The organism is Xanthomonas sp. NCPPB 4467 (assembly GCF_041475665.2).
Classification (GTDB): Bacteria; Pseudomonadota; Gammaproteobacteria; order Xanthomonadales; family Xanthomonadaceae; genus Xanthomonas; species Xanthomonas dyei.
On the sequence record NZ_CM191260.1, the window covers coordinates 2,761,255 to 2,779,857 of the forward strand.

The 18,603-nt window shown below is 64.7% G+C and carries 19 protein-coding genes, 1 other RNA gene and 1 pseudogene; 3 read left to right on the forward strand and 18 right to left on the reverse strand.

All coding sequences use genetic code 11. The features are described from left to right. Positions 1–9 precede the first annotated feature (9 nt). Positions 10–474, reverse strand: a complete 465-nt coding sequence (locus ACCQ06_RS12050) for a low molecular weight protein-tyrosine-phosphatase (protein WP_316685836.1) — start codon at positions 472–474, stop codon at positions 10–12. Next, positions 471–1,250 carry a 3-deoxy-manno-octulosonate cytidylyltransferase gene (gene kdsB / locus ACCQ06_RS12055; protein ID WP_316685837.1) on the reverse strand — a complete coding sequence of 260 codons (780 nt, stop codon included), beginning with the start codon at positions 1,248–1,250 and terminating at the stop codon, positions 471–473. Before kdsB ends, ACCQ06_RS12050 begins: the two co-directional genes overlap by 4 nt. Before the next feature lie 264 nt (positions 1,251–1,514). Here kdsB and ACCQ06_RS12060 point away from each other — a divergent pair. Continuing rightward, a non-coding RNA gene (locus ACCQ06_RS12060) (sX9 sRNA) lies at positions 1,515–1,590 on the forward strand. 147 nt (positions 1,591–1,737) lie between these two features. Here ACCQ06_RS12060 and lpxK read toward each other — a convergent pair. The 5 genes and pseudogenes from lpxK to ACCQ06_RS12085 form a co-directional block, all read right to left on the reverse strand. After that, positions 1,738–2,775, reverse strand: a complete 1,038-nt coding sequence (gene lpxK / locus ACCQ06_RS12065) for a tetraacyldisaccharide 4'-kinase (RefSeq protein ID WP_055854190.1) — start codon at positions 2,773–2,775, stop codon at positions 1,738–1,740. Further along, entirely contained in the window at positions 2,772–4,541 is a 1,770-nt protein-coding gene (gene msbA / locus ACCQ06_RS12070; protein ID WP_316685838.1) for a lipid A export permease/ATP-binding protein MsbA, read from the reverse strand. The genes lpxK and msbA overlap by 4 nt, the downstream gene beginning before the upstream one ends. Then, positions 4,538–4,993 carry an ExbD/TolR family protein gene (locus ACCQ06_RS12075; RefSeq protein ID WP_228324788.1) on the reverse strand — a complete coding sequence of 152 codons (456 nt, stop codon included), beginning with the start codon at positions 4,991–4,993 and terminating at the stop codon, positions 4,538–4,540. The genes msbA and ACCQ06_RS12075 overlap by 4 nt, the downstream gene beginning before the upstream one ends. Positions 4,994–4,996: 3 nt before the next feature. Next, complete coding sequence (locus ACCQ06_RS12080; protein ID WP_316685839.1) at positions 4,997–5,659, reverse strand: MotA/TolQ/ExbB proton channel family protein; 663 nt, start codon at positions 5,657–5,659, stop codon at positions 4,997–4,999. Beyond that, positions 5,553–8,084: pseudogene (locus ACCQ06_RS12085) on the reverse strand (DNA internalization-related competence protein ComEC/Rec2); the annotation flags it as partial. The pseudogene ACCQ06_RS12085 and the gene ACCQ06_RS12080, both read right to left, overlap by 107 nt. Before the next feature lie 381 nt (positions 8,085–8,465). Here ACCQ06_RS12085 and ACCQ06_RS12090 point away from each other — a divergent pair. Next, positions 8,466–9,530 (forward strand): SDR family oxidoreductase, encoded by a 1,065-nt coding sequence (locus ACCQ06_RS12090; RefSeq protein WP_316685840.1) that lies wholly within the window; start codon positions 8,466–8,468, stop codon positions 9,528–9,530. Positions 9,531–9,733: 203 nt separating this feature from the next. Here ACCQ06_RS12090 and lolD read toward each other — a convergent pair whose 3' ends face one another. From lolD to ACCQ06_RS12140, 10 genes are all read right to left on the reverse strand, one after another. Continuing rightward, positions 9,734–10,468 (reverse strand): lipoprotein-releasing ABC transporter ATP-binding protein LolD, encoded by a 735-nt coding sequence (lolD, locus tag ACCQ06_RS12095; RefSeq protein WP_228324792.1) that lies wholly within the window; start codon positions 10,466–10,468, stop codon positions 9,734–9,736. Continuing rightward, positions 10,461–11,702, reverse strand: a complete 1,242-nt coding sequence (locus ACCQ06_RS12100; RefSeq protein ID WP_316685841.1) for a lipoprotein-releasing ABC transporter permease subunit — start codon at positions 11,700–11,702, stop codon at positions 10,461–10,463. The genes lolD and ACCQ06_RS12100 overlap by 8 nt, the downstream gene beginning before the upstream one ends. Positions 11,703–11,725: 23 nt before the next feature. Then, positions 11,726–12,178, reverse strand: a complete 453-nt coding sequence (locus ACCQ06_RS12105) for a hypothetical protein (RefSeq protein ID WP_316685842.1) — start codon at positions 12,176–12,178, stop codon at positions 11,726–11,728. Then, the gene (locus tag ACCQ06_RS12110) at positions 12,129–12,377 is read right to left on the reverse strand and encodes an FAD assembly factor SdhE (RefSeq protein WP_055854170.1); all 249 of its coding nucleotides are present in this window, start codon (positions 12,375–12,377) and stop codon (positions 12,129–12,131) included. The genes ACCQ06_RS12105 and ACCQ06_RS12110 overlap by 50 nt, the downstream gene beginning before the upstream one ends. Before the next feature lie 113 nt (positions 12,378–12,490). Further along, entirely contained in the window at positions 12,491–13,273 is a 783-nt protein-coding gene (locus tag ACCQ06_RS12115) for a succinate dehydrogenase iron-sulfur subunit (protein ID WP_104615644.1), read from the reverse strand. A gap of 16 nt (positions 13,274–13,289) precedes the next feature. Continuing rightward, a complete protein-coding gene (locus ACCQ06_RS12120; RefSeq protein ID WP_211287678.1) occupies positions 13,290–13,493 on the reverse strand; it encodes a hypothetical protein in 204 nt (67 codons plus the stop codon). A gap of 9 nt (positions 13,494–13,502) precedes the next feature. Then, a complete protein-coding gene (gene sdhA / locus ACCQ06_RS12125; protein WP_316685843.1) occupies positions 13,503–15,293 on the reverse strand; it encodes a succinate dehydrogenase flavoprotein subunit in 1,791 nt (596 codons plus the stop codon). Between the two features lie 34 nt (positions 15,294–15,327). Next, the gene (sdhD, locus tag ACCQ06_RS12130; protein WP_316685844.1) at positions 15,328–15,714 is read right to left on the reverse strand and encodes a succinate dehydrogenase, hydrophobic membrane anchor protein; all 387 of its coding nucleotides are present in this window, start codon (positions 15,712–15,714) and stop codon (positions 15,328–15,330) included. Next, positions 15,711–16,103 carry a succinate dehydrogenase, cytochrome b556 subunit gene (gene sdhC, locus ACCQ06_RS12135; RefSeq protein ID WP_104615640.1) on the reverse strand — a complete coding sequence of 131 codons (393 nt, stop codon included), beginning with the start codon at positions 16,101–16,103 and terminating at the stop codon, positions 15,711–15,713. The genes sdhD and sdhC overlap by 4 nt, the downstream gene beginning before the upstream one ends. Before the next feature lie 56 nt (positions 16,104–16,159). Next, positions 16,160–16,468, reverse strand: coding sequence for a DUF1674 domain-containing protein (locus tag ACCQ06_RS12140; RefSeq protein WP_228324796.1), 309 nt, complete (start codon positions 16,466–16,468; stop codon positions 16,160–16,162). On the opposite strand from ACCQ06_RS12140, the gene ygfZ reads away from it, so the two are divergent. Next, on the forward strand, positions 16,370–17,242 hold the full coding sequence (ygfZ, locus tag ACCQ06_RS12145) for a CAF17-like 4Fe-4S cluster assembly/insertion protein YgfZ (protein ID WP_316685845.1): 873 nt from the start codon (positions 16,370–16,372) through the stop codon (positions 17,240–17,242). The genes ACCQ06_RS12140 and ygfZ overlap by 99 nt on opposite strands. On the opposite strand, the gene ACCQ06_RS12150 is transcribed toward ygfZ, so the two are convergent. After that, positions 17,239–18,327, reverse strand: coding sequence for an ABC transporter ATP-binding protein (locus ACCQ06_RS12150; protein ID WP_228324798.1), 1,089 nt, complete (start codon positions 18,325–18,327; stop codon positions 17,239–17,241). The genes ygfZ and ACCQ06_RS12150 overlap by 4 nt on opposite strands. Positions 18,328–18,603 lie beyond the last annotated feature (276 nt).

Consider the following 18,603-nt stretch of genomic DNA (forward strand, 5'->3'; position numbering starts at 1 on the left):
CAAGCGCGATTAGCCGCGGGTGAGTCTGGCGACCGTCTGTCGCGCCGCGGTATCGACCAGTTGCCAGACGTCCTCGAAATCCTTGCTACCGCCGGTGTACGGGTCCGGAATTTCGTCGCGCGCATCCACGCCAGCCCACGGTAACCACAACGCGACCTTGTCGCGTTGCGCTGCCGGCGCCAGACGCTGCAGATCGCGCAGATTGTTATTGTCGGCGCACAGCAGCCAGTCGAAGTGATCGAAATCCTCGTCGCGCACCTGCCGTGCGCGCAGGCCGGAGATATCCACGCCGTGTCCGCGTGCGCAACGGATGGCGCGTGGGTCGGGCGGATCGCCGGCGTGCCAATCGCCGGTACCGGCCGAATCGACCTCGATGCGGCGCGACACGCGTGCCTCGTCCAGCCGCGCGCGCAAGGCGCCCTCGCCCATCGGCGAACGACAGATATTGCCCAGGCACACGATCAAGACCTTCATGCCGATGCCACCCGCGCTTGTGCACGTGCCAGATCGTCCGGCGTATCGATGCCCGGCGGAAATTGCTCGGGCGTCAACGCAACGGCGATGCGATGACCGGCTTCCATCGCGCGCAGCTGTTCCAGCGATTCGATGCGTTCCAGCAGGCCGGGCGGCATCGCTGCGAACTGCTGCAGAAACCCGGCGCGATAGGCGTAGATGCCGATATGACGCAGCCATTGCCCCTCCTCGGGCAAGCGGTCGCGCTGACTGGCGAAGCTGTCGCGGTGCCAGGGAATCGGCGCACGGCTGAAATACAGTGCATCCCCGCTCGCGCTGCGCACCAGCTTGACCACATTCGGATCGAACAGATCGTGCGCGCTCTCCACCTGCGCGGCCAGCGTAGCCATCTCCGCGCCGGAGCGCAGCAGCAGCTCGGCGACCGCGCGAATGCCGGCAGCCGGCGCAAACGGTTCGTCGCCTTGCAGATTCACCACGCAGGTGTCGGTGTCCCAGCCGGCGATGCGCGCGCATTCGGCCAGGCGATCGGTGCCGGAGACATGGTCGCTGCCGGTCATCGCCACGTGCACGCCGGGCACGCCCTCGATCGCGTCTGAAATTCGTACGTCATCGGTTGCGACCCATACCTCGCGTGCGCCTGCCGACAATGCCCGCTCGGCCACGTGCTGAATCATCGGACGATCGCCGATCAACTGCAGCGGCTTGCCCGGCAGGCGCGTGGACGCGTAGCGCGCCGGAATGGCGACGACGAAATCGGCAGACAGGGTGTTGGTCATGTGGTTGCGCTCTCGGCAGCAAGGAGTGTTGGAACGGCGGGACCATCTAGCATGCATCGCACTCTTGCATCAGCAGCGCCGGCGAAAACTGCCGCGCTGCGACGGGTGGCTACGGTTGCAGCAGTACAGCATGGCGCCAGCAGTCGTATAGCCACTGTCGCTGGTGCGGCCGCGCAAGGATGCAGCCCTCGAGCTGGAACAGGAGCGGCGAACACCATTCCCGCGCTCAGCGCCAGGCCGGCGCGTGCCGGTGCCCGGTGTGGCTTGTCCCACGCGTACAGTGCGGTTCTGAGCGCACGGCCCGCCCCACCTGACGACTGCTCGCACCGTGTTGTCAGCCGCTCCACGCGCGGCGCGTGCCTGCGCAGTGTCTCAGCAAGCCCATCGCTGTCCGGTCTGAAGCGGCATTGATCATCGGGCGAACCCCAAGGGCGACGCGCAACCGCTCCTGCATCCGCAGCGAGCGCCGCACGACACACCGCCAAGATCAAACGCCCTGCCGGCTGGCCAACTTGTCCAGCCGATCCAGCAGACTCACCCAGAACGCCGCCGGCAACTCTGCCTTAAGCGGCACGCTATACAGCCACTCGTCGGCGAATGGCCGGCACTTCACCGCATCCTTTTCGGTCATCAGCACCGGCAGGCGGCTACCGAAACTGAAATCTGCCGCGCGATACACATGATGATCGGGAAAGGCATGCGGGACGACGCCAATACCGCGGGCGCGCAACATGGCAAAAAAGCGCTCCGGGTGCGCGATACCGGCCACGGCGTGCACGCGCTGGCCGGCCAGCATGCTCAGCGGTTGCGCACGTTTGCCGTCCATCGGCTGCACGCTGTCGATGCTCAGGCGCATCTGCCATTCGCCGAAACCGGCGTCGTCCATTGTCTGTGGCGCTGTGGTGGCGCTGGCCTGGCCCAGATTGACCACGCGGAAGTCGCAATCGTGCGCGCGCGCGGCCGGTTCGCGTAACGGTCCGGCCGGTAGCAGGCGGCCATTGCCATAGCGGCGCTGTCCGTCGACCACTTCGATTTCCACATCGCGTGCCAGCCGGTAATGCTGCAACCCGTCATCGCAGACGATGATGTCGCACCCCGCCTCGACCAGTGCGCGCGCAGCGGCGACACGGTCGCTATCCACGCGCACGCGTGCGCCGGTCTTCCAGGCGATCAACACAGGCTCGTCGCCGCCAAGTGCGACTGCCGTGTCCGCATCGACCCACCGGGCAGTGCCGGAATCATCGCGGCCATAGCCGCGGCTGGCGACGCCTGGGGTCCAGCCGGCTTCCTGCAGCTTGGATACCAAGGCAATGGTCAGCGGAGTCTTGCCGGTGCCACCGGCAGTGACATTGCCGACCACGATCACCGGCACCGGCACGCCATGCCGCTTGCGCCAGCCGCGGCGGTACAGGCCGCGCCGCAATGCGATGGCGGCGCCATAGATGGGTGCCAATAAACGCGCCGGTAGCGGAATCGGCGCATTGTCGTACCAATACCCCGGGGTGCGGGTGCCGCGCTTGCTCATGCCTGACGTTCGCGAAACTGCATGCCGTGCAGATGCGAATACAACCCACCCTGCGCCAGCAATTCGTTGTGCGTGCCGCGCTCGACGATGCGGCCCTGATCCATCACCAGCACCTGATCGGCATGCTCGATGGTGGACAGCCGGTGCGCGATCACCAACGTGGTGCGGTCCGGCATCAACTTGTGCAAGGCATCCTGCACCAGTCGCTCGGACTCGTTGTCCAGCGCCGCAGTGGCTTCGTCCAGGATCAGGATCGGCGCATCCTTGAGCATCGCGCGTGCGATCGCCAGGCGCTGGCGCTGCCCTCCGGACAGCCGCCCGCCCTTGGTGCCGACATGCGACTGCAGGCCCTCGGGCAGTTGCGCCACGAACTCCATCGCATTGGCGCCAAGGATCGCGCGCTCCAGTTGGCCGGCATCTGCCGTGCGCATTTCGCCATAGGCCACGTTGTCGGCGATGCTGCCGTCGAACAGCATGACCTGCTGGCCGACCAGCGCGATCTGGCGGCGCAGGTCGGCCAACGAGTACGCCTGCACCGGGTGGCCGTCGAGCAGGATCTGCCCGGCCTCGGCCTCGTAGAAACGCGGGATCAGTTTGATCAGGCTGGACTTGCCGCTCCCGGAGCGGCCGACGATCGCCGTCACCGTGCCGGGCTGCGCGACGAAGCTGACCTCGGCCAGCGCCGGATTCACCTGCCCCGGATAGCGCGCGGTCACATCGCGGAACTCGATCAAACCCTTCGCGCGCGTGAGCGGCACGACGCCTTGATCGGGCTCGTCCGGGCTGTCGAGCACCGAGAACAGCCGCTCGGCCGAGGCCAGGCCGCGCTGGACCATGTTCTGCACATTGGTGAGCTGCTTCAGGCCCGGGATGATCGTCAGCATCGAGGTCATCAGCACCACGAAGTCGCCAGCGGTCAGGCGTCCCGCCAAGGCCTGGGCACCGGCGACGAACAGCAGCGCCGACAACCCGATCGCACCGATCATTTGCACAGTGGCGGTAGAAATGCCGCGGGTGGATTCCACCTTCATTGCCAGCCGCAGATTGCGATCGGCCAGCGCGCCATACCGCTCCATCTCGGTCTGCTGGGCGCCGTAGATCTTGACCTCCTGGTGGCTGGACAAGGTCTGGTCGGCGGCCTGCAACAGATGCGCGCCGCTTTCCTGGATGCTGTGGCTGATGCGTCGATACCGACGTGCCACCTTGTCCATCACCCACGCCAGTACCGGTGCGAGCACCAGGATGGTCAGCGTGACCTGCCAGCTATGCCACAGCATCAGCGCCAATGCGCCGATCACCTGCAGCGACTGCTGGATCATCACCTTGACCGCATCCACCGCAGCCTGTGCAACCTGATCCGAGTCCGAGCCCAGGCGGATCAGCATCGACGGGACCGGTTCGGAATCGAAGCGCGAACCTGGCAGGCGCAGATACTTGGCCATCACCTTGACGCGCAGATCGCGCGCGATGCTACGTGCGGATTTACCCATCGCCATGTCGGTGATATAGCCGGCAATGCCACGCACCACGAACAGCAGGATGATCTGCACCGGCAGCCAGCGACTGACTTCGGCGTTCTTGTAAATGAAGGTTTCGTCGGTGATCGGCTTCATCAACGCCAAAAAGCCGGTGGTACCTGCGGCTTCGACCAATGCGGCAATCAGCGCGGCGATCAGCAACAGCCGATACGGCTTGGCGAAAGCCAATAGGCGACGGTACGTGCGCCAGGACGACACTGGCGCCGGGCGGTCGTTGGTGGTGGTCACTGGCGGGTTCCGTTCTTGCTTGTTTTACCGGCGGCGCCGGTCTGGGGCGCAGTCGCAATGGCGATGCGCCGAAAGCCAAGTTGACCCAACGCATCCTGCGCGGTGACAACGGCCTGATACGGCGTACGCGCATCGGCGCGCATCAACACCGTCTGCTCGCGGTCGTCGCCGGCGATCTGAGCAATGGTCTGCTTCAGCGACTCCACGTCCGCACGCAGGACTTCCTGGTCGTTGATGAAGTAATGCCCGTCGGCATTGACCAGCACGCTGAGCGAGCGCGGCGGCGCGCTGGTGTTCTGGTCGCTGGCGGTCGGCAATTGCAGCTGCAGCGTGGAACGTGCGTCGAAGGTCGTGGTCACCACGAAGAAGATGATGAGGACGAGAATGACGTCAATCAACGGCACCAGGTCGATCTGCGGCTCGTCCTGGCTTCGGTCGCTGCCGATGCGCATCCGTCAGCCCTTTGCCATGACGGGCTTGCTGCCGGCCGCTGCCGGTGCTGCGGCCACAGGCGCTCCGCGGCCTTCCATGGTGTCCAGCAACAGCGTGGCTTCCTGCTCCATCTCGATGATATAGCCGGCAATGCGCCCCTTGAAGAAGCGATGCGCCATCAGCGCAGGTACCGCGATGATCATGCCGGTGGCGGTACACACCAGCGCCTTGCCGATGCCGCCGGCCAGTTGGTTCACATCGCCCACGCCGTGATCGAGGATGCCCAGGAACATCTGGATCATGCCGACCACCGTGCCGAGCAGCCCCAACAGCGGGCCTGCCGACGCGATGGTGCCCAGCGCGTTCAGATAGCGCTCCATGCGATGCACCACATGGCGACCGGTGTCTTCGATACGTTCACGGACCAGATCGCGCGGACGGCCACGGACATCCAGTGCAGCAGCCAGTAGCGCGCCCAGTGGCGAATTGCGCCGTAGCGACTCGATATGGGTGGGATCCAGCTTGCCGCGCGCGGCCCAGTTACGGACCTCTTCGCCCAGCCCAGGCGGCGTCACCTCGTTGCGGCGTAGGGTCCACAGACGCTCCAGCACGATCGCCAGGGCGATCACGCCCAGCAACAGCAACGGCACCATCGGCCAACCGCCCGCCTTGACCAGCTCCAACACGATTCGATTCCTCCGGCGACGCGGCCGCCTATTCGCTGGCCGATAGGATAGCAGTCGACCGCCGCCGTTCCGCAGCATCCCATAGACGCGGCTGCCAGCGCCGTCGTTCGCGGACCTGCAGGCCATCCGCGCCCAGCCACACCCTGATCGCACCGGACCGGGCGGTGTCGAGCAATTCCGCGCCATTGCCCTGCCAGCGCTGGACCACCTGCGCGCGGGGATGGCCGAAACGGTTGCCATACCCGGAGGACACCAGCGCCAGCCGCGCGCCCGTGGCGGCAACGAAGCGGGCGTGGGAGCCATCCGCACTGCCATGGTGCGGTACCACCACCACCTCGGCACGCAGCCCGGCAACCTGCTCGCGCATCAACCGATGCTCGATGAGTTCATCGATATCGCCTGGCAACAACGCACTGGCATGCCGCGTCTCAACCCGCAGCACGCAGCTGGACTGATTGCGCAGGTACGGGAAATCCGCGCCTGGATGCAGAAAGCGAAAGCGCACGCCATCCCACTCCCACTGCTGGCCGGCTTGGCAGCGCGCACTGACGTCCAGCGGCGCGCCCGGCGGCGCTGCCGTCATCGCGACCGGCAGCCCTGCACGCACTGCTGGGTAGCCACCGGCATGATCGGCATCGGCATGACTGAGCACGAGTGCATCCAGTTGACGCACCCCGAGCGCGCGCAAGGCGGGCAGCACCACGCGCTCACCGGCGTCGAACCCGTCGCGTACTGCGGGGCCCGTATCGAACAGCAGCGCGTGCCGTTGCGTGCGCACCAACACCGCAAGACCCTGCCCCACATCCAGCACTTGCAGGTCGGCTTCGCCAGCGCCGGGCAACGCGCGATCCGGCCACAACAGCGGCAGCCACAGCAGCATCGCCACGGCCTTGCCCGGCGTGCCTCGCGGCAGCAATAGCCAGAACGCGCCCAGCAACGCTGCAATCAGCGCAATCCCGTCGGATTCGGGCACCCACCACAACGCCAGCGTGGTCTGCCCAAGCCAGACGAACGAAGGCCAGGTCAGCTCGAAGCACCAGCCGGCCAATTGCCACGCCCACAGGCCCGCACCAGCCTGCAGTGCTTCGAGCGCCGTTCCCAGCAGACACAGCGGCACCACGACAAAGGTCCACCAGGGAATGGCGACAAGATTGGCCAACGGCCCCACCAGCGATGCCTGCCCAAACAAACTGACCGTCAGCGGCAGCAAGCCGACGGTGGCGACGGTCTGCGCGGACAGGAAGCCGCGCAGAATGCTCCGGTCATCTGCGGGCAGGCACCACACCAGCCAGGCAACGCCGGCAAAACTGAGCCAGAAGCCTGCCACCAGCACGCTCAGCGGGTCCCATACCAGCACCGCGAACAAGGCCAGCGCGAGAATCTGCGCGGTTGTGGCGCGTCGCCGCGCGACCCGCGCCAGTGCGACGACGGCGATCATCAGCACGGTGCGGACCGTGGGCAGCGCCAGCCCTGCCAACGCCGCGTACGCAGCCGCGCCGAGTAGCGCGGCGATGGCCGCAGCGTGCACGCGCGGCATCACCAGACCCAAACCCGGCCGCCATCGCCACACGCCGGCCACCGCCAATGCAAAGAACGCGGCAACCAGGCCGACATGAAATCCGGAGATGGCGATCAAATGACTCAGCCCGGTCGCGCGCAGGGTCGCCCATGCCGCATCGTCCAGTCCGCGCGTGTCGCCCAATGCAAGTGCGCGCAGGTAAGGCGCGGAAGGACCGGAGACCTGTTCGGCAATCCGCAGCGACATCCGGTCGCGCCAGGCATCCACGCCGCGCGGAGCGGCAAGCTCGCGTGCAGCGCCGAGATCGCGCACATACCCGGTGGCCGCAATGCGCTGCGCCAACGCCTGACGCTCCGCATCGAACCCACCCGGATTACGCAGACCGCGCGGCGCTCGCAGCTTGAGCTGCAGTTGCCAGTCCGCCCCGGCACGCAAGGCAACACGCGGCCCGATCTGATCGGCGCCGAAGGGGTCGTACCACGCCAGTTGCAACAGCTTGCCGCGCAGGGCCGTCGGCTGCGTTTGATCATGATCGACGCGCAACTGAAAGCGCGTACGCCGTTGCTCGGCCACCGGCAGCCCGACAATGCGGCCACGCACGCGTATCTCGCGCGCTTCGTCACGCGGCAGAAATTGCGCCTGCAAGGTCTCGGCGACTTGCCAGCCAGTCAGCCCGAAGCCCGCCCCAGCCGTCGCAAGCACCAGCATCCACGCAGCTCGCCACGGACGCAGCCACCGGGCGAGCGCGATGCCCAGCGCCCCCGCCCACAGGCAGGCGGCGTAGAGCGCCTGCGGCAGTAGCGCCGGCGACCACGCACAAACGACCACGCCCAGCAGCAACGCGACTGCCACTGGCACTGCCGATGCAAGGCGCGGCAATGGCGCTGCGTGGCCTGACACATCCATGTTGCTGCTCAATCCTGATCCTCCTGATCCAGGAAGCAACGCTAAGTCAATCACTGCGTTGCCGACAGCGGTGGTTTGCGCGCAAGACAGTCAGAAGAGACCGGATCTGCTGTAGCACATTGCCGGCATGTCACTACTGGGTGCGCATGCCAAACGCCGAGGCGTGCGTGCGGCCAAAACCGTCGGTGATGAAACTCACGGTCTGATCGATTGACGTCCGCGCGTCCGTTCGGCCGAGGCGAACACGTAGAACCGTGTAGTTCAATGAGACAGGGCCGATGCGAAGCGCCTGAGGCTTTCAGCAGGTCACGCAGCCCGGCATTCGCCTCGATTTCATGATCAACGGGCTATGTTCGACGCTGTCTTTGAGGAGTTCCCCACATGCGTAAAGGCATTGCATTGATTGTCGGCGTGACCGGCATCTCCGGTTACAACCTGGCCAACGTGCTGGTAGCCGACGGTTGGACCGTTTACGGCCTGGCGCGCCGCCCGCTGCAGCACGATGGCGTCATTCCTGTCGCCGCCGATCTGCTGGACGCCGACAGCACCAACAACGCGCTGCGCGGTCTGCCGATCACCCACGTCTTTTTCTGTACCTGGACGCGTCGCGACACCGAACGCGAGAACGTCGAGGCCAATGGCGCGATGATGCGGCACCTGTGCGATGCCTTGAGCGACGCGCCGCTGCAGCACATGGCGCTGGTCACCGGCACCAAGCACTATCTGGGCGCGTTCGAAAACTACGGCAGCGGCAAGGCCGAAACGCCGTTCCGCGAGAGCGAGCCGCGCCAGCCGGGCGAAAATTTCTACTACACGCTCGAAGACCTGCTGTTCGCGCACGCGGAGCGGCATGGTTTCGGGTGGAGCGTACATCGCTCGCACACCATGATCGGCATGGCCAATGGCAGCAATGCGATGAACATGGGCGTGACGCTGGCGGTCTACGCCTCGCTGTGCAAGCACACCGGCCAGCCATTCGTGTTTCCGGGCTCGCAGGCGCAGTGGAACAGCCTCACAGATCTGACCGACGCCGGCCTGCTCGGCCGTCAGCTGGCCTGGGCAGGTCTCAGCCCGGCGGCGCGCAACCAGGCATTCAATACCGTCAATGGCGATGTATTCCGCTGGCGCTGGGTGTGGGGCGAGATCGCCGCGTTCTTCGACCTCGATGCAGTCCCCTGCCCCGATACGCCGCAGCCATTGGAAGCGCGCCTGACCGACACCGCACCGGCGCTGTGGGCCGAATTGGCAGCGCAGCACAATCTGGTGGAGTCGGACGTCAATCGTCTGGCCTCGTGGTGGCACACCGATGCCGACCTGGGCCGCGAGATCGAGTGCGTCAACGATATGACCAAGAGCCGCGAGTTGGGCTTCCTGGACTTCTACGACAGCCGCGCCTCCTTCTTTGAGCTGTTCACCCGGTTGCGGGCCCTGCGCATCATTCCCTGATCGATGCCAAGGCATCACTGCAGGTCGCAATGACCTGCAGTGATGTGGATAGAGGTGGAGTCCAGAGGTTCGGAGCAGCTAACACAACGACTGTGCTCACCACCAAACGGCCGCGCTGCGAATCTCGCACGCAGCGATATGCGGCCCGAAATATGTTTGCTTATTGCGCGACACGACCGGCAACCCGATCGCGTCGACCGCACTCACACTGCCGACGGTGCCAGCTCGCGCAGCTTGCCTTGATGCAGCTCCAGCACACGATCCAGGCGACGTGCCAGGCTGCGGTCGTGAGTGACCAACACCAGGCTGGTGCGCTGTGCGCGGTTGAGTTCCAGCATTAGCTCGAATACGGTGCCGGCGGTCTTGTCGTCGAGATTGCCGGTGGGCTCGTCGCCCAGCACGCATCCCGGCTTGTTCACCAGCGCACGCGCCACCGCACAGCGCTGACGCTCGCCGCCGGACAGCTCGCTGGGCTTGTGCTCGATGCGATGGCCGAGCCCGACCGATTCCAGCAACTGCAATGCCTGCCCGCGCGCCACCGCCACCTCCTTGCCCGACAGCAGCACCGGCATCATCACGTTTTCCAGCGCGGTGAATTCCGGCAGCAGATGATGGAACTGGTACACGAAGCCCAGCGCCTGGTTACGCAGCCTGCCGCGCTCGCCATCGGACAGCGCAGACATGCGCCTGCCAGCGACATACACCTCGCCCGACGTCGGAATATCCAGCCCGCCGAGCAGATGCAGCAACGTGCTCTTGCCCGCGCCGGACGCGCCGACGATCGCCACCGTCTCGCCGGTCGCCACCGACAGGTCCAGACCATCGAATACCGGCGTGCGCATCTTGCCTTCGGCGTAGGTCTTGGCCAGCGCCTCGGCGCGGATCACCACATCTGCTGGAGTTGACTTGTGCACGCGCGATTCCAGGATCTCATTCATAACGCAACGCCTCCGCCGGCTGGGTACGCGAGGCGCGCCACGCCGGGTACAAGGTCGCCAGGAAACTCATCACCAAGGCCACAAAGGTGATCACCACCACATCCTGGGTTTGCATGTCGGTGGGCAGGCCGGTGATGTAGTACACATCTTCGGGCAGCAGTTTGACGCTGAAGATCGCCTCGATCAGGCCGAGAATGCGCTCCAGATTGAGCGTCAGCACGATGCCGCCGATCACCCCCATGATCGTGCCCATAAAGCCGATCAACGAGCCCTGCACCATGAACACCTGCATCACTCCGCCAGGCGACAAGCCCAGCGTGCGCAGGATCGCGATGTCTGCCTGCTTGTCGGTCACCAGCATCACCTGCGACGACACCAGATTGAACGCCCCCATCGCCACGATCAGCGACAGCAGGATGCCCATTACGGTCTTTTCCATCTTCAACGAGTGATAGAGATTGGCGTTTTCCTGGGTCCAGTCGCTCACCCGGTACGGGCCGTGCAACTTCAGCGCCAGATCGCGCGCGACGTTCCAGGCCTGATCCATGTCGTGCAGGCGCAGCCGCACGCCGGTGACGCCATCCATGCGCAAGACCCGCCCCAGATCCTGCATGTTGACCACGGCCAGGCCGCGATCGATCTCGTTGTAGCCGGCTTCGAAAATGCCGCTGACGGTGAAGCGCTTGAGCCGCGGCATCGCGCCAAGCGGCGTGGCCTGCGTGTCGCTGAGCAAGACCACAATGCTGTCGCCCACATCCACGCCCAGCCAGAGCGCCAGCTCCTTGCCGATGACGATGTTGTAGGAACCCGGCGTCAGGCTATCGACCGAGCCCTGCTGCATCTTCTTGGCCAACACCGACACCTTGTTCTCTTCGGCCGGAACGATGCCACGCACGATGGCCGGCTGCTTGCGCGGGCCCTGCAGCAGCGATTCGGTTTCGATATACGGTGCGGCGCCGGCAACGCGCGGGTCGGCCATGGCGACCTCGACCGCATGCTGCCAGTCGCGCATCGGCGCACCTTCGGCGCTGACGGTGGCGTGCGCGGCCATCTGCAACAGGCGGTCGCGGATTTCCTTCTGAAAACCGCTCATCACCGCCAACGTGGTGATCAGCACGGTGACGCCCAGGGCGATGCCCAGGATCGATGCCATCGAGATAAACGAGATGAAGCCATTGCGCCGCTTGGCACGCAGGTAGCGCAAGCCGATGGCAACCGGGATAGGTTTGAACATGCGGTTCAACCAGAAAAGGGACGCTATGGTGACACTTGCGGACGCCCGGACGAAATCGCGTGTGCCTGGGCGGCCAGACGCAGTTCACGTCGTTGCGGCGCCGGCAAGGTATCCGGCCAGAAATGCAGGCGCTCGCGACGCGCATCCAGCCCCGTCCACGACACCACCGCAATCGGCCCGCGCCAGGCAACCTGCAGGTTCTGCACCTGGGTGCCGTCAATGCTGGCGGGGCTCTCGCTCCACGGCACCACCAACTGCCGCACTGGCGAGCGCAACAACAGCCAAAGCGACCTCGCAACCGATGCCGGTACGCCGATGAACAGCATTCCAGCCAGCCAGAGCGGCACACCGCTACGCCAGACGGCGCACAGTGCCAGCACCGCGAGCAGGCTCAGTGCGCAAACAAGCCCGCGCGAAGGCCGCCACTCAAGCCGGCAAGGCGCGGATATCGGCAATGAGTGCGGCGTTGGCGACATCCGGGCAAGCCTCGTAACCCATGAACCAGCGCCACAACTTATCGTCTTCGCAATCCAGCAGCTGTAGGAAAACCGCGCGCTCTGACTCGGAAGCCTGCGCCCAGCGCTGATCCAGATAGCGCCCGAACAGCTGATCCAGCTCGCGCATGCCACGCCGGCAACGCCAGCGCAGCTTTTTCAACAAGGTTTCTTCGTCCATCTCTCTCTCCACCCTGCCCTGCGGCGGGGGCGAAAACGACAGCGGCACCTGACCATCGGGCCGGTGCCGCTGCGAACCACATCCCGCCAATGCGAGACCTCGGTGCCTTGCGATCAGGCGCGACGCGCCATCATCAACTTCTTGATCTCGGCGATCGCCAACGCAGGATTGAGCCCCTTCGGGCAGGTCCGTGCGCAGTTCATGATGGTGTGGCAGCGATACAACTTGAACGGGTCTTCCAGATCGTCCAGACGCGCACCGGTGTCTTCATCGCGCGAGTCGATGATCCAGCGGTACGCCTGCAGCAGGATGGCCGGGCCCAGGTAACGTTCGCCATTCCACCAGTAGCTCGGGCAGCTGGTCGAACAGCACGCGCACAGGATGCACTCGTACAGGCCGTCCAGCTTCTTGCGGTCTTCCGGCGACTGCAGGCGTTCGCGATCCGGGGGCGGCGGGGTCTGAGTGCGGATCCACGGCTTGATCGACGCGTACTGCGCGTAGAAGTGGGTCAGGTCGGGTACCAAATCCTTGATCACATCCATGTGCGGCAGCGGGTAGATCGGCACTTCGGCCTTGCCGCAGTCGCCGATCGCCTTGGTGCAGGCCAGCGTATTGGTGCCGTCGATGTTCATCGCACACGAGCCGCAGATACCCTCGCGGCACGAACGACGGAACGCCAACGTCGGGTCGATCTCGTTCTTGATCTTGATCAGCGCGTCCAACACCATCGGGCCGCACTTGTCGAGATCGATCTCGTAGCTGTCGGTACGCGGGTTGGCGTCGCCATCCGGATCCCAGCGGTAGACCTTGAAGGTGCGCGTGTTCTTGGCGCCTTGCGCAGGGTAATGCTTACCCTTGCCGATCTTTGAATTCTTGGGGAGGGTGAACTCTGCCATAGCTGCTCTCGTTGGCTCAGGCGATGCGCGGTGCGAACGACAGCCGCACCGTGCGCATGAAGGTAAAGACGATGGATGCCGCCACCGAAGCGGCGGTGCAACGACCGGCGTATTGCCGGCGCTGCCCCTGCGCGATGAAACGCCCCGACCGCTGCAAGCGGTTGCCGCCACGCCAGGACGACCCGGCGACTGGCTTCAATGCAGCGAGGGAGCGTTGCATGCGCATCGATCAGTAGACGCGCGGCTTCGGCGGGACCACATCCACGTCCTGACTCAGCGTGTACATGTGCACCGGGCGATATTCGAACTCGCACTTGCCCTTGTCGTCGACGGTGACCAGCGTGTGCTTCTGCCAGTTGACGTCGTCGCGGTCCGGGAAGTCTTCGTGGGAGTGCGCGCCGCGGCTTTCCTTGCGCTGCTCGGCCGAATTGATCGTCGCCACTGCATTGAGCAGCAGGTTGTTCAATTCGTAGGTCTCGATCAGATCCGAGTTCCACACCAGCGAGCGGTCGGACACCTTCACGTCTTCGAAGGTGGCGAAAATCTCGGCCATCTTGTCCACGCCTTCTTTCAACGTCTTGCTGGTGCGGAACACCGCAGCGTCGGACTGCATGGTGCGCTGCATGTTGTCGCGGATCACCGAGGTCGGCGTGGAGCCGTTGGCATAGCGCAACTTATCCAGCAGGCCCAGCGCCTTGTCGCAGGCATCAGCCGGCAACGTCTTGTGCGGCTGGTTGGGCTTGACCGTCTCGGCGCAGCGGTTTGCCACCGCACGGCCGAACACCACCAGATCCAGCAGCGAGTTTGAACCCAGACGGTTGGCACCGTGCACCGACACGCAGGCGGCTTCGCCGATCGCGTACAGGCCGGGCACCACCGCATCCGGGTCGTCGCCCTGCTTGCGCACGACTTCGCCGTAGAAATTGGTCGGAATGCCGCCCATGTTGTAGTGCACAGTGGGCAGCACCGGAATCGGCTGCTTGGTCACGTCCACACCGGCAAAGATGTGGGCGCTCTCGGCGATGCCGGGGAGCTTTTCGTTGATGACTTCCGGGCCGAGGTGGGTCAGGTCGAGCAGGATGTGGTCCTTGTGCTCGCCGACGCCGCGGCCTTCGCGGATTTCCACGGTCATCGAGCGCGACACCACGTCGCGCGAAGCCAGATCCTTGTAATGCGGTGCATAGCGCTCCATGAAGCGCTCGCCGTTGCTGTTGCGCAGAATGCCGCCTTCGCCGCGCACGCCTTCGGTGATCAGACAGCCCGCACCGTAAATGCCGGTGGGATGGAACTGCACGAACTCCATGTCCTGCACCGGCAAACCGGCACGCATCACCAGGCCGCCGCCGTCACCGGTACAGGTGTGAGCGGAGGTGGCACTGAAGTAGGCACGGCCATAGCCGCCGGTGGCCAGCACCACGCCATGGGCGCGGAACAGATGCAACGAACCTTCGGCCATGTCGAGCGCCAGCACGCCGCGGCAGACACCCTCTTCGTCGAAGATCAGGTCGAGTGCGAAGTACTCGATCATGAAGCGCGCGTTATGGGCGAGCGACTGCTGATACAGGGTATGCAGCATGGCGTGGCCGGTACGGTCGGCTGCTGCGCAGGTACGCTGCGCCGACGGGCCTTCGCCGTATTTGGTGGTCATGCCACCGAACGGGCGCTGATAGATCTTGCCCTCTTCGGTACGCGAGAACGGCACGCCATAGTGTTCCAGCTCGATGATGGCCGGAATCGCTTCGCGGCACATGTACTCGATCGCATCCTGGTCGCCCAGCCAATCGGAGCCCTTGATGGTGTCGTAGAAGTGGTAGCGCCAATCGTCTTCGCCCATGTTGCCGAGCGCGGCGGAAATACCGCCCTGCGCCGCCACGGTGTGCGACCGGGTCGGGAAGACCTTGGTCAGGCAGACCGTCTGCAGGCCTTTCTGGGCCAGGCCGAACGTGGCACGCAGGCCGGCGCCGCCGGCACCCACCACGACCATGTCGTACTTGTGTTCAGTGATCTTGTAAGCGGACATCTAATCTGGATTCCTGTTCTGTGTGCCCGATGACTCAGGCACCGCCCAGCGCGATGCGCGCCACTGCGAAAATGCTGACGAGCGCGCCAAGCACGGCGATGAACTTCACCGTCGTCTGCAACGCCAGCGCTAGCAACGAATTGTGGATGTAGTCCTCGAGCACGACCTGCAGGCCAAGCTGCGCATGCCAGAACATCGCCACCAGAAAACCGACCAGCAGCACGGCATTCCACGGCTTGGAGACCGCAGTGACCGCAGTCATGTAGTCGGAACCGAGCAGGCTCAGCACGAACGCCACGAACCAGATCGCCAGAACGACCAGCGCTGTCGCGGTCAGGCGCTGCATCACGAAATGTTCGGTACCGGTCTTGGCCGCGCCCAGACCACGTACATTTTTCAACGGGGTGCGATAGCGGCTCATGCGGAAGCTCCGGTGAGGACATACGCCCAGATCGCAGCGGTCAGCACCAGGCTGGCGATCACCGATGTCCAGCTACTGCGGATAAAGGCAGGAATACTGAAGCCGCGGCCGAAGTCCTGGACGATGTGGCGGATGCCGTTGGACAAGTGATAGGTAAACGCCCATGACCAAGCGAACAGGAACAACTGGCCGTACCAGGCGCCCAGATGCTGGGTCAGGCAATTCCAGTGGTCCTCACCTAGCATCAGCAACAGCAGCGAGACGGCGATGACCAGCGCGCCTCCGGAAAGAATGACGCCGGTGGCTCGATGCAGGATCGAGGTCGCCATCTGGATCTGCCAGCGGTAGACCTGAAGATGTGGAGAAGTGGGACGTTCGCGGATCGCCATTCGCTGGGCTCGTTTACTCGGCTGGGCGGCACTAGGCCGCTGTGGCTAAAAGCTGCTCAAAAATCGATGCAGCGTCCATTTTTTTCCCAGTCGCCGTAGCGCGTTGGCTCGGGGCCGTCGCGTCCACCAATTTCCTTCGGCAGTGGCTTCTTCTCGGGAATCTGCTCCTGAGGGGAAGGCTGCGTCTCGGAATCCTGCGCTGGGGTGGGGGTTGGATGGCCTATCATAGTGGTCTCACAACTTTGCGATTTTAGTCCTGCCCTTCCATGGCTGACAACCTGAATCTTATTCCACAGGGTTTTGGCTCCCTGCACGATATGCAATACGTCCGACTCGTCGGTACGGATGCAGTGGCGTTTGCGCATGCCCAATTCGCCAATGACGTCCAGGCGCTGGCGATCGGGCAGTGGCAGTGGAATGCGTGGTTGACGGCGAAGGGGCGCGTACTCGCCATCTTCGCACTCCTGCGTGAGGACGACACCCACTTGCTGATGCTGTTGCCGGACGGCCACGCAAACGAGATCGCCGCAGAACTCTGCCGTTTCGTGTTCCGGCGCAAGCTGAAAATCAACGCGGTGGCGCTTCTTGCGTATGCCGGCTTTGAAGCGCCAGAACACGCGCAAGGCGCACGGGCCGACATCGGAACGCAGCGTATCGCGTTGGATATGGGCAGTACCGCCCTAGCGCGCACGCTGTTGCTGCTGACCGACAACACATTGACAGCGCCTATCGAATTGCCGGACATGGACGCGCAATGGCGCCGCGCAGATCTGCAACTGGGTCTGGTACGTCTGCCGGATGCGCAGCGCGAACAATGGACGCCGCAGCAACTGGCGCTGGACCGCTTGCAGGCTTTCAGCATCAAGAAGGGCTGCTACCCGGGTCAGGAGATCGTTGCGCGCACGCATTTTCTGGGCAAGGCGAAGCGGGCGTTGCAACTGTTGGAGACTGAAGCCGCTGCCCAGGCGGGCGATAGCGTCGAACTGGACGGCGCCGCCATCGGCACGGTGGTCAGCGTTGCCGGCGATCTGGCGCTAGCGGTGTTACCGCTGGAATTGACCGTGGACGCCAACACCACACTGCAAGCAGGCGGGCACGCCGCGCGCCCGCTTGCCATCGCTCCCGGGCTGGAGCGTTAAGCCGGCTCAAGCCGCTGCCCGGTTGCCGGGTCGAAGAAATGCAATGCATCGCTGCGCAATGCCAGGCGCAGCGGCTGCCCGACCGCCGGCAGCGCCTGCGGCGCCACGCGGATCACCAGCGGCTGCCCGCTGCGATCGAGGTTGAGGAAGATCTCGTTGCCGACCGGCTCGATGACCTCCACCTGCGCATCGAAGCCCAACTGCGCATCGCTGGACGGCTGCAGATGCTCGGGGCGCACGCCGACGATGACGTCCTGGCCGAACCAGCGGCGATCAACCTGCGCGTCGCCCAGCGGCACCCGCCAGCCGTCGGCCATCACCAGATGCAGGCCGTCCTGCTCGTCCAGCCGCCCCTGGAGCACATTCATCGCCGGGCTGCCGAGGAAACCGGCGACAAACAGATTGGTCGGACGGTCGTACAGCGCCATCGGGCTGTCGATCTGCTGGATCACGCCATCCTTGAGCACCACGATGCGCTGACCGAGTGTCATGGCTTCGACCTGATCGTGGGTGACATAGATCATGGTGGTGCCGAGCTTGCGATGCAGCTGCGCGATCTCGGTGCGCACGCTGTGGCGCAACTTGGCATCCAGATTGGACAGCGGTTCGTCCAGCAGAAAAACCGACGATTCGCGCACCATCGCCCGCCCGAGCGCCACACGCTGACGCTGCCCGCCGGACATCGCCTTGGGCAACTTGTCGAGCATCGGGGTCAGGCCCAGCAGCTCGGCGGCGTTATTGACGCGCTCGGCGATGACCTGCTTCGGGTGACCACGCAGCTTGAGCCCGAAGGCCAGATTTTCCGCCACGGTCATGTGCGGGTAGAGCGCATAGCTCTGAAAGACCATGGCGATGTCGCGATCCTTCGGCGCCACGTCGTTGACCACGCGTTCGCCGATCTTGAGCGTGCCCGCGCTGATGTCCTCGAGCCCGGCGATCATGCGCAACAGCGTCGACTTGCCGCAGCCGGACGGCCCGACCAGCACCATCAGCTCGCCATCGGCCACCTCGAAGCTTGCGCCCTGCACCGCCACCTGGCCGTTTTCATAGACCTTGCGGACACCTTCCAACTGCACTTTCGCCATCGTTCGGCCTCAACGTTTGTATGCGCCCTGCCCTCGGCCCTCCCGATGGCAATGACGACCGACCCGTCTGCGAGGAAATCCCCTGCAAACGAATGCATTGGTTTATTCTGACATGTAATCGTTTTCACATGGCAACATCGATCTCGGGAGGGACCATGCCGCTACCGACCCACGCCGCCGTTCCCGGCGACGTTACCTGCATTGCGCGGGCGGGCATTCCGCCAAGCATGTGCAGGTATGCCGCCCACGCGCTAACCGCTGACCGCCAGTTGCTGC

Bases quoted from the DNA above. Each gene is read 5' to 3' on its own strand.
- ACCQ06_RS12075 (WP_228324788.1), bottom strand. From the start codon at position 4,993: ATGCGCATCGGCAGCGACCGAAGCCAGGACGAGCCGCAGATCGACCTG.
- ACCQ06_RS12100 (WP_316685841.1), bottom strand. From the start codon at position 11,702: ATGTTCAAACCTATCCCGGTTGCCATCGGCTTGCGCTACCTGCGTGCC.
- sdhA (WP_316685843.1), bottom strand. From the start codon at position 15,293: ATGTCCGCTTACAAGATCACTGAACACAAGTACGACATGGTCGTGGTG.
- ACCQ06_RS12120 (WP_211287678.1), bottom strand. From the start codon at position 13,493: ATGCAACGCTCCCTCGCTGCATTGAAGCCAGTCGCCGGGTCGTCCTGG.
- ACCQ06_RS12050 (WP_316685836.1), bottom strand. From the start codon at position 474: ATGAAGGTCTTGATCGTGTGCCTGGGCAATATCTGTCGTTCGCCGATG.
- ACCQ06_RS12150 (WP_228324798.1), bottom strand. From the start codon at position 18,327: ATGGCGAAAGTGCAGTTGGAAGGTGTCCGCAAGGTCTATGAAAACGGC.
- lolD (WP_228324792.1), bottom strand. From the start codon at position 10,468: ATGAATGAGATCCTGGAATCGCGCGTGCACAAGTCAACTCCAGCAGAT.
- lpxK (WP_055854190.1), bottom strand. From the start codon at position 2,775: ATGAGCAAGCGCGGCACCCGCACCCCGGGGTATTGGTACGACAATGCG.
- ACCQ06_RS12090 (WP_316685840.1), top strand. From the start codon at position 8,466: ATGCGTAAAGGCATTGCATTGATTGTCGGCGTGACCGGCATCTCCGGT.
- ACCQ06_RS12140 (WP_228324796.1), bottom strand. From the start codon at position 16,468: ATGCGCAAACGCCACTGCATCCGTACCGACGAGTCGGACGTATTGCAT.
- ACCQ06_RS12110 (WP_055854170.1), bottom strand. From the start codon at position 12,377: ATGGACGAAGAAACCTTGTTGAAAAAGCTGCGCTGGCGTTGCCGGCGT.
- ACCQ06_RS12115 (WP_104615644.1), bottom strand. From the start codon at position 13,273: ATGGCAGAGTTCACCCTCCCCAAGAATTCAAAGATCGGCAAGGGTAAG.
- sdhD (WP_316685844.1), bottom strand. From the start codon at position 15,714: ATGAGCCGCTATCGCACCCCGTTGAAAAATGTACGTGGTCTGGGCGCG.
- sdhC (WP_104615640.1), bottom strand. From the start codon at position 16,103: ATGGCGATCCGCGAACGTCCCACTTCTCCACATCTTCAGGTCTACCGC.
- ygfZ (WP_316685845.1), top strand. From the start codon at position 16,370: ATGGCTGACAACCTGAATCTTATTCCACAGGGTTTTGGCTCCCTGCAC.
- ACCQ06_RS12105 (WP_316685842.1), bottom strand. From the start codon at position 12,178: ATGTCGCCAACGCCGCACTCATTGCCGATATCCGCGCCTTGCCGGCTT.
- kdsB (WP_316685837.1), bottom strand. From the start codon at position 1,250: ATGACCAACACCCTGTCTGCCGATTTCGTCGTCGCCATTCCGGCGCGC.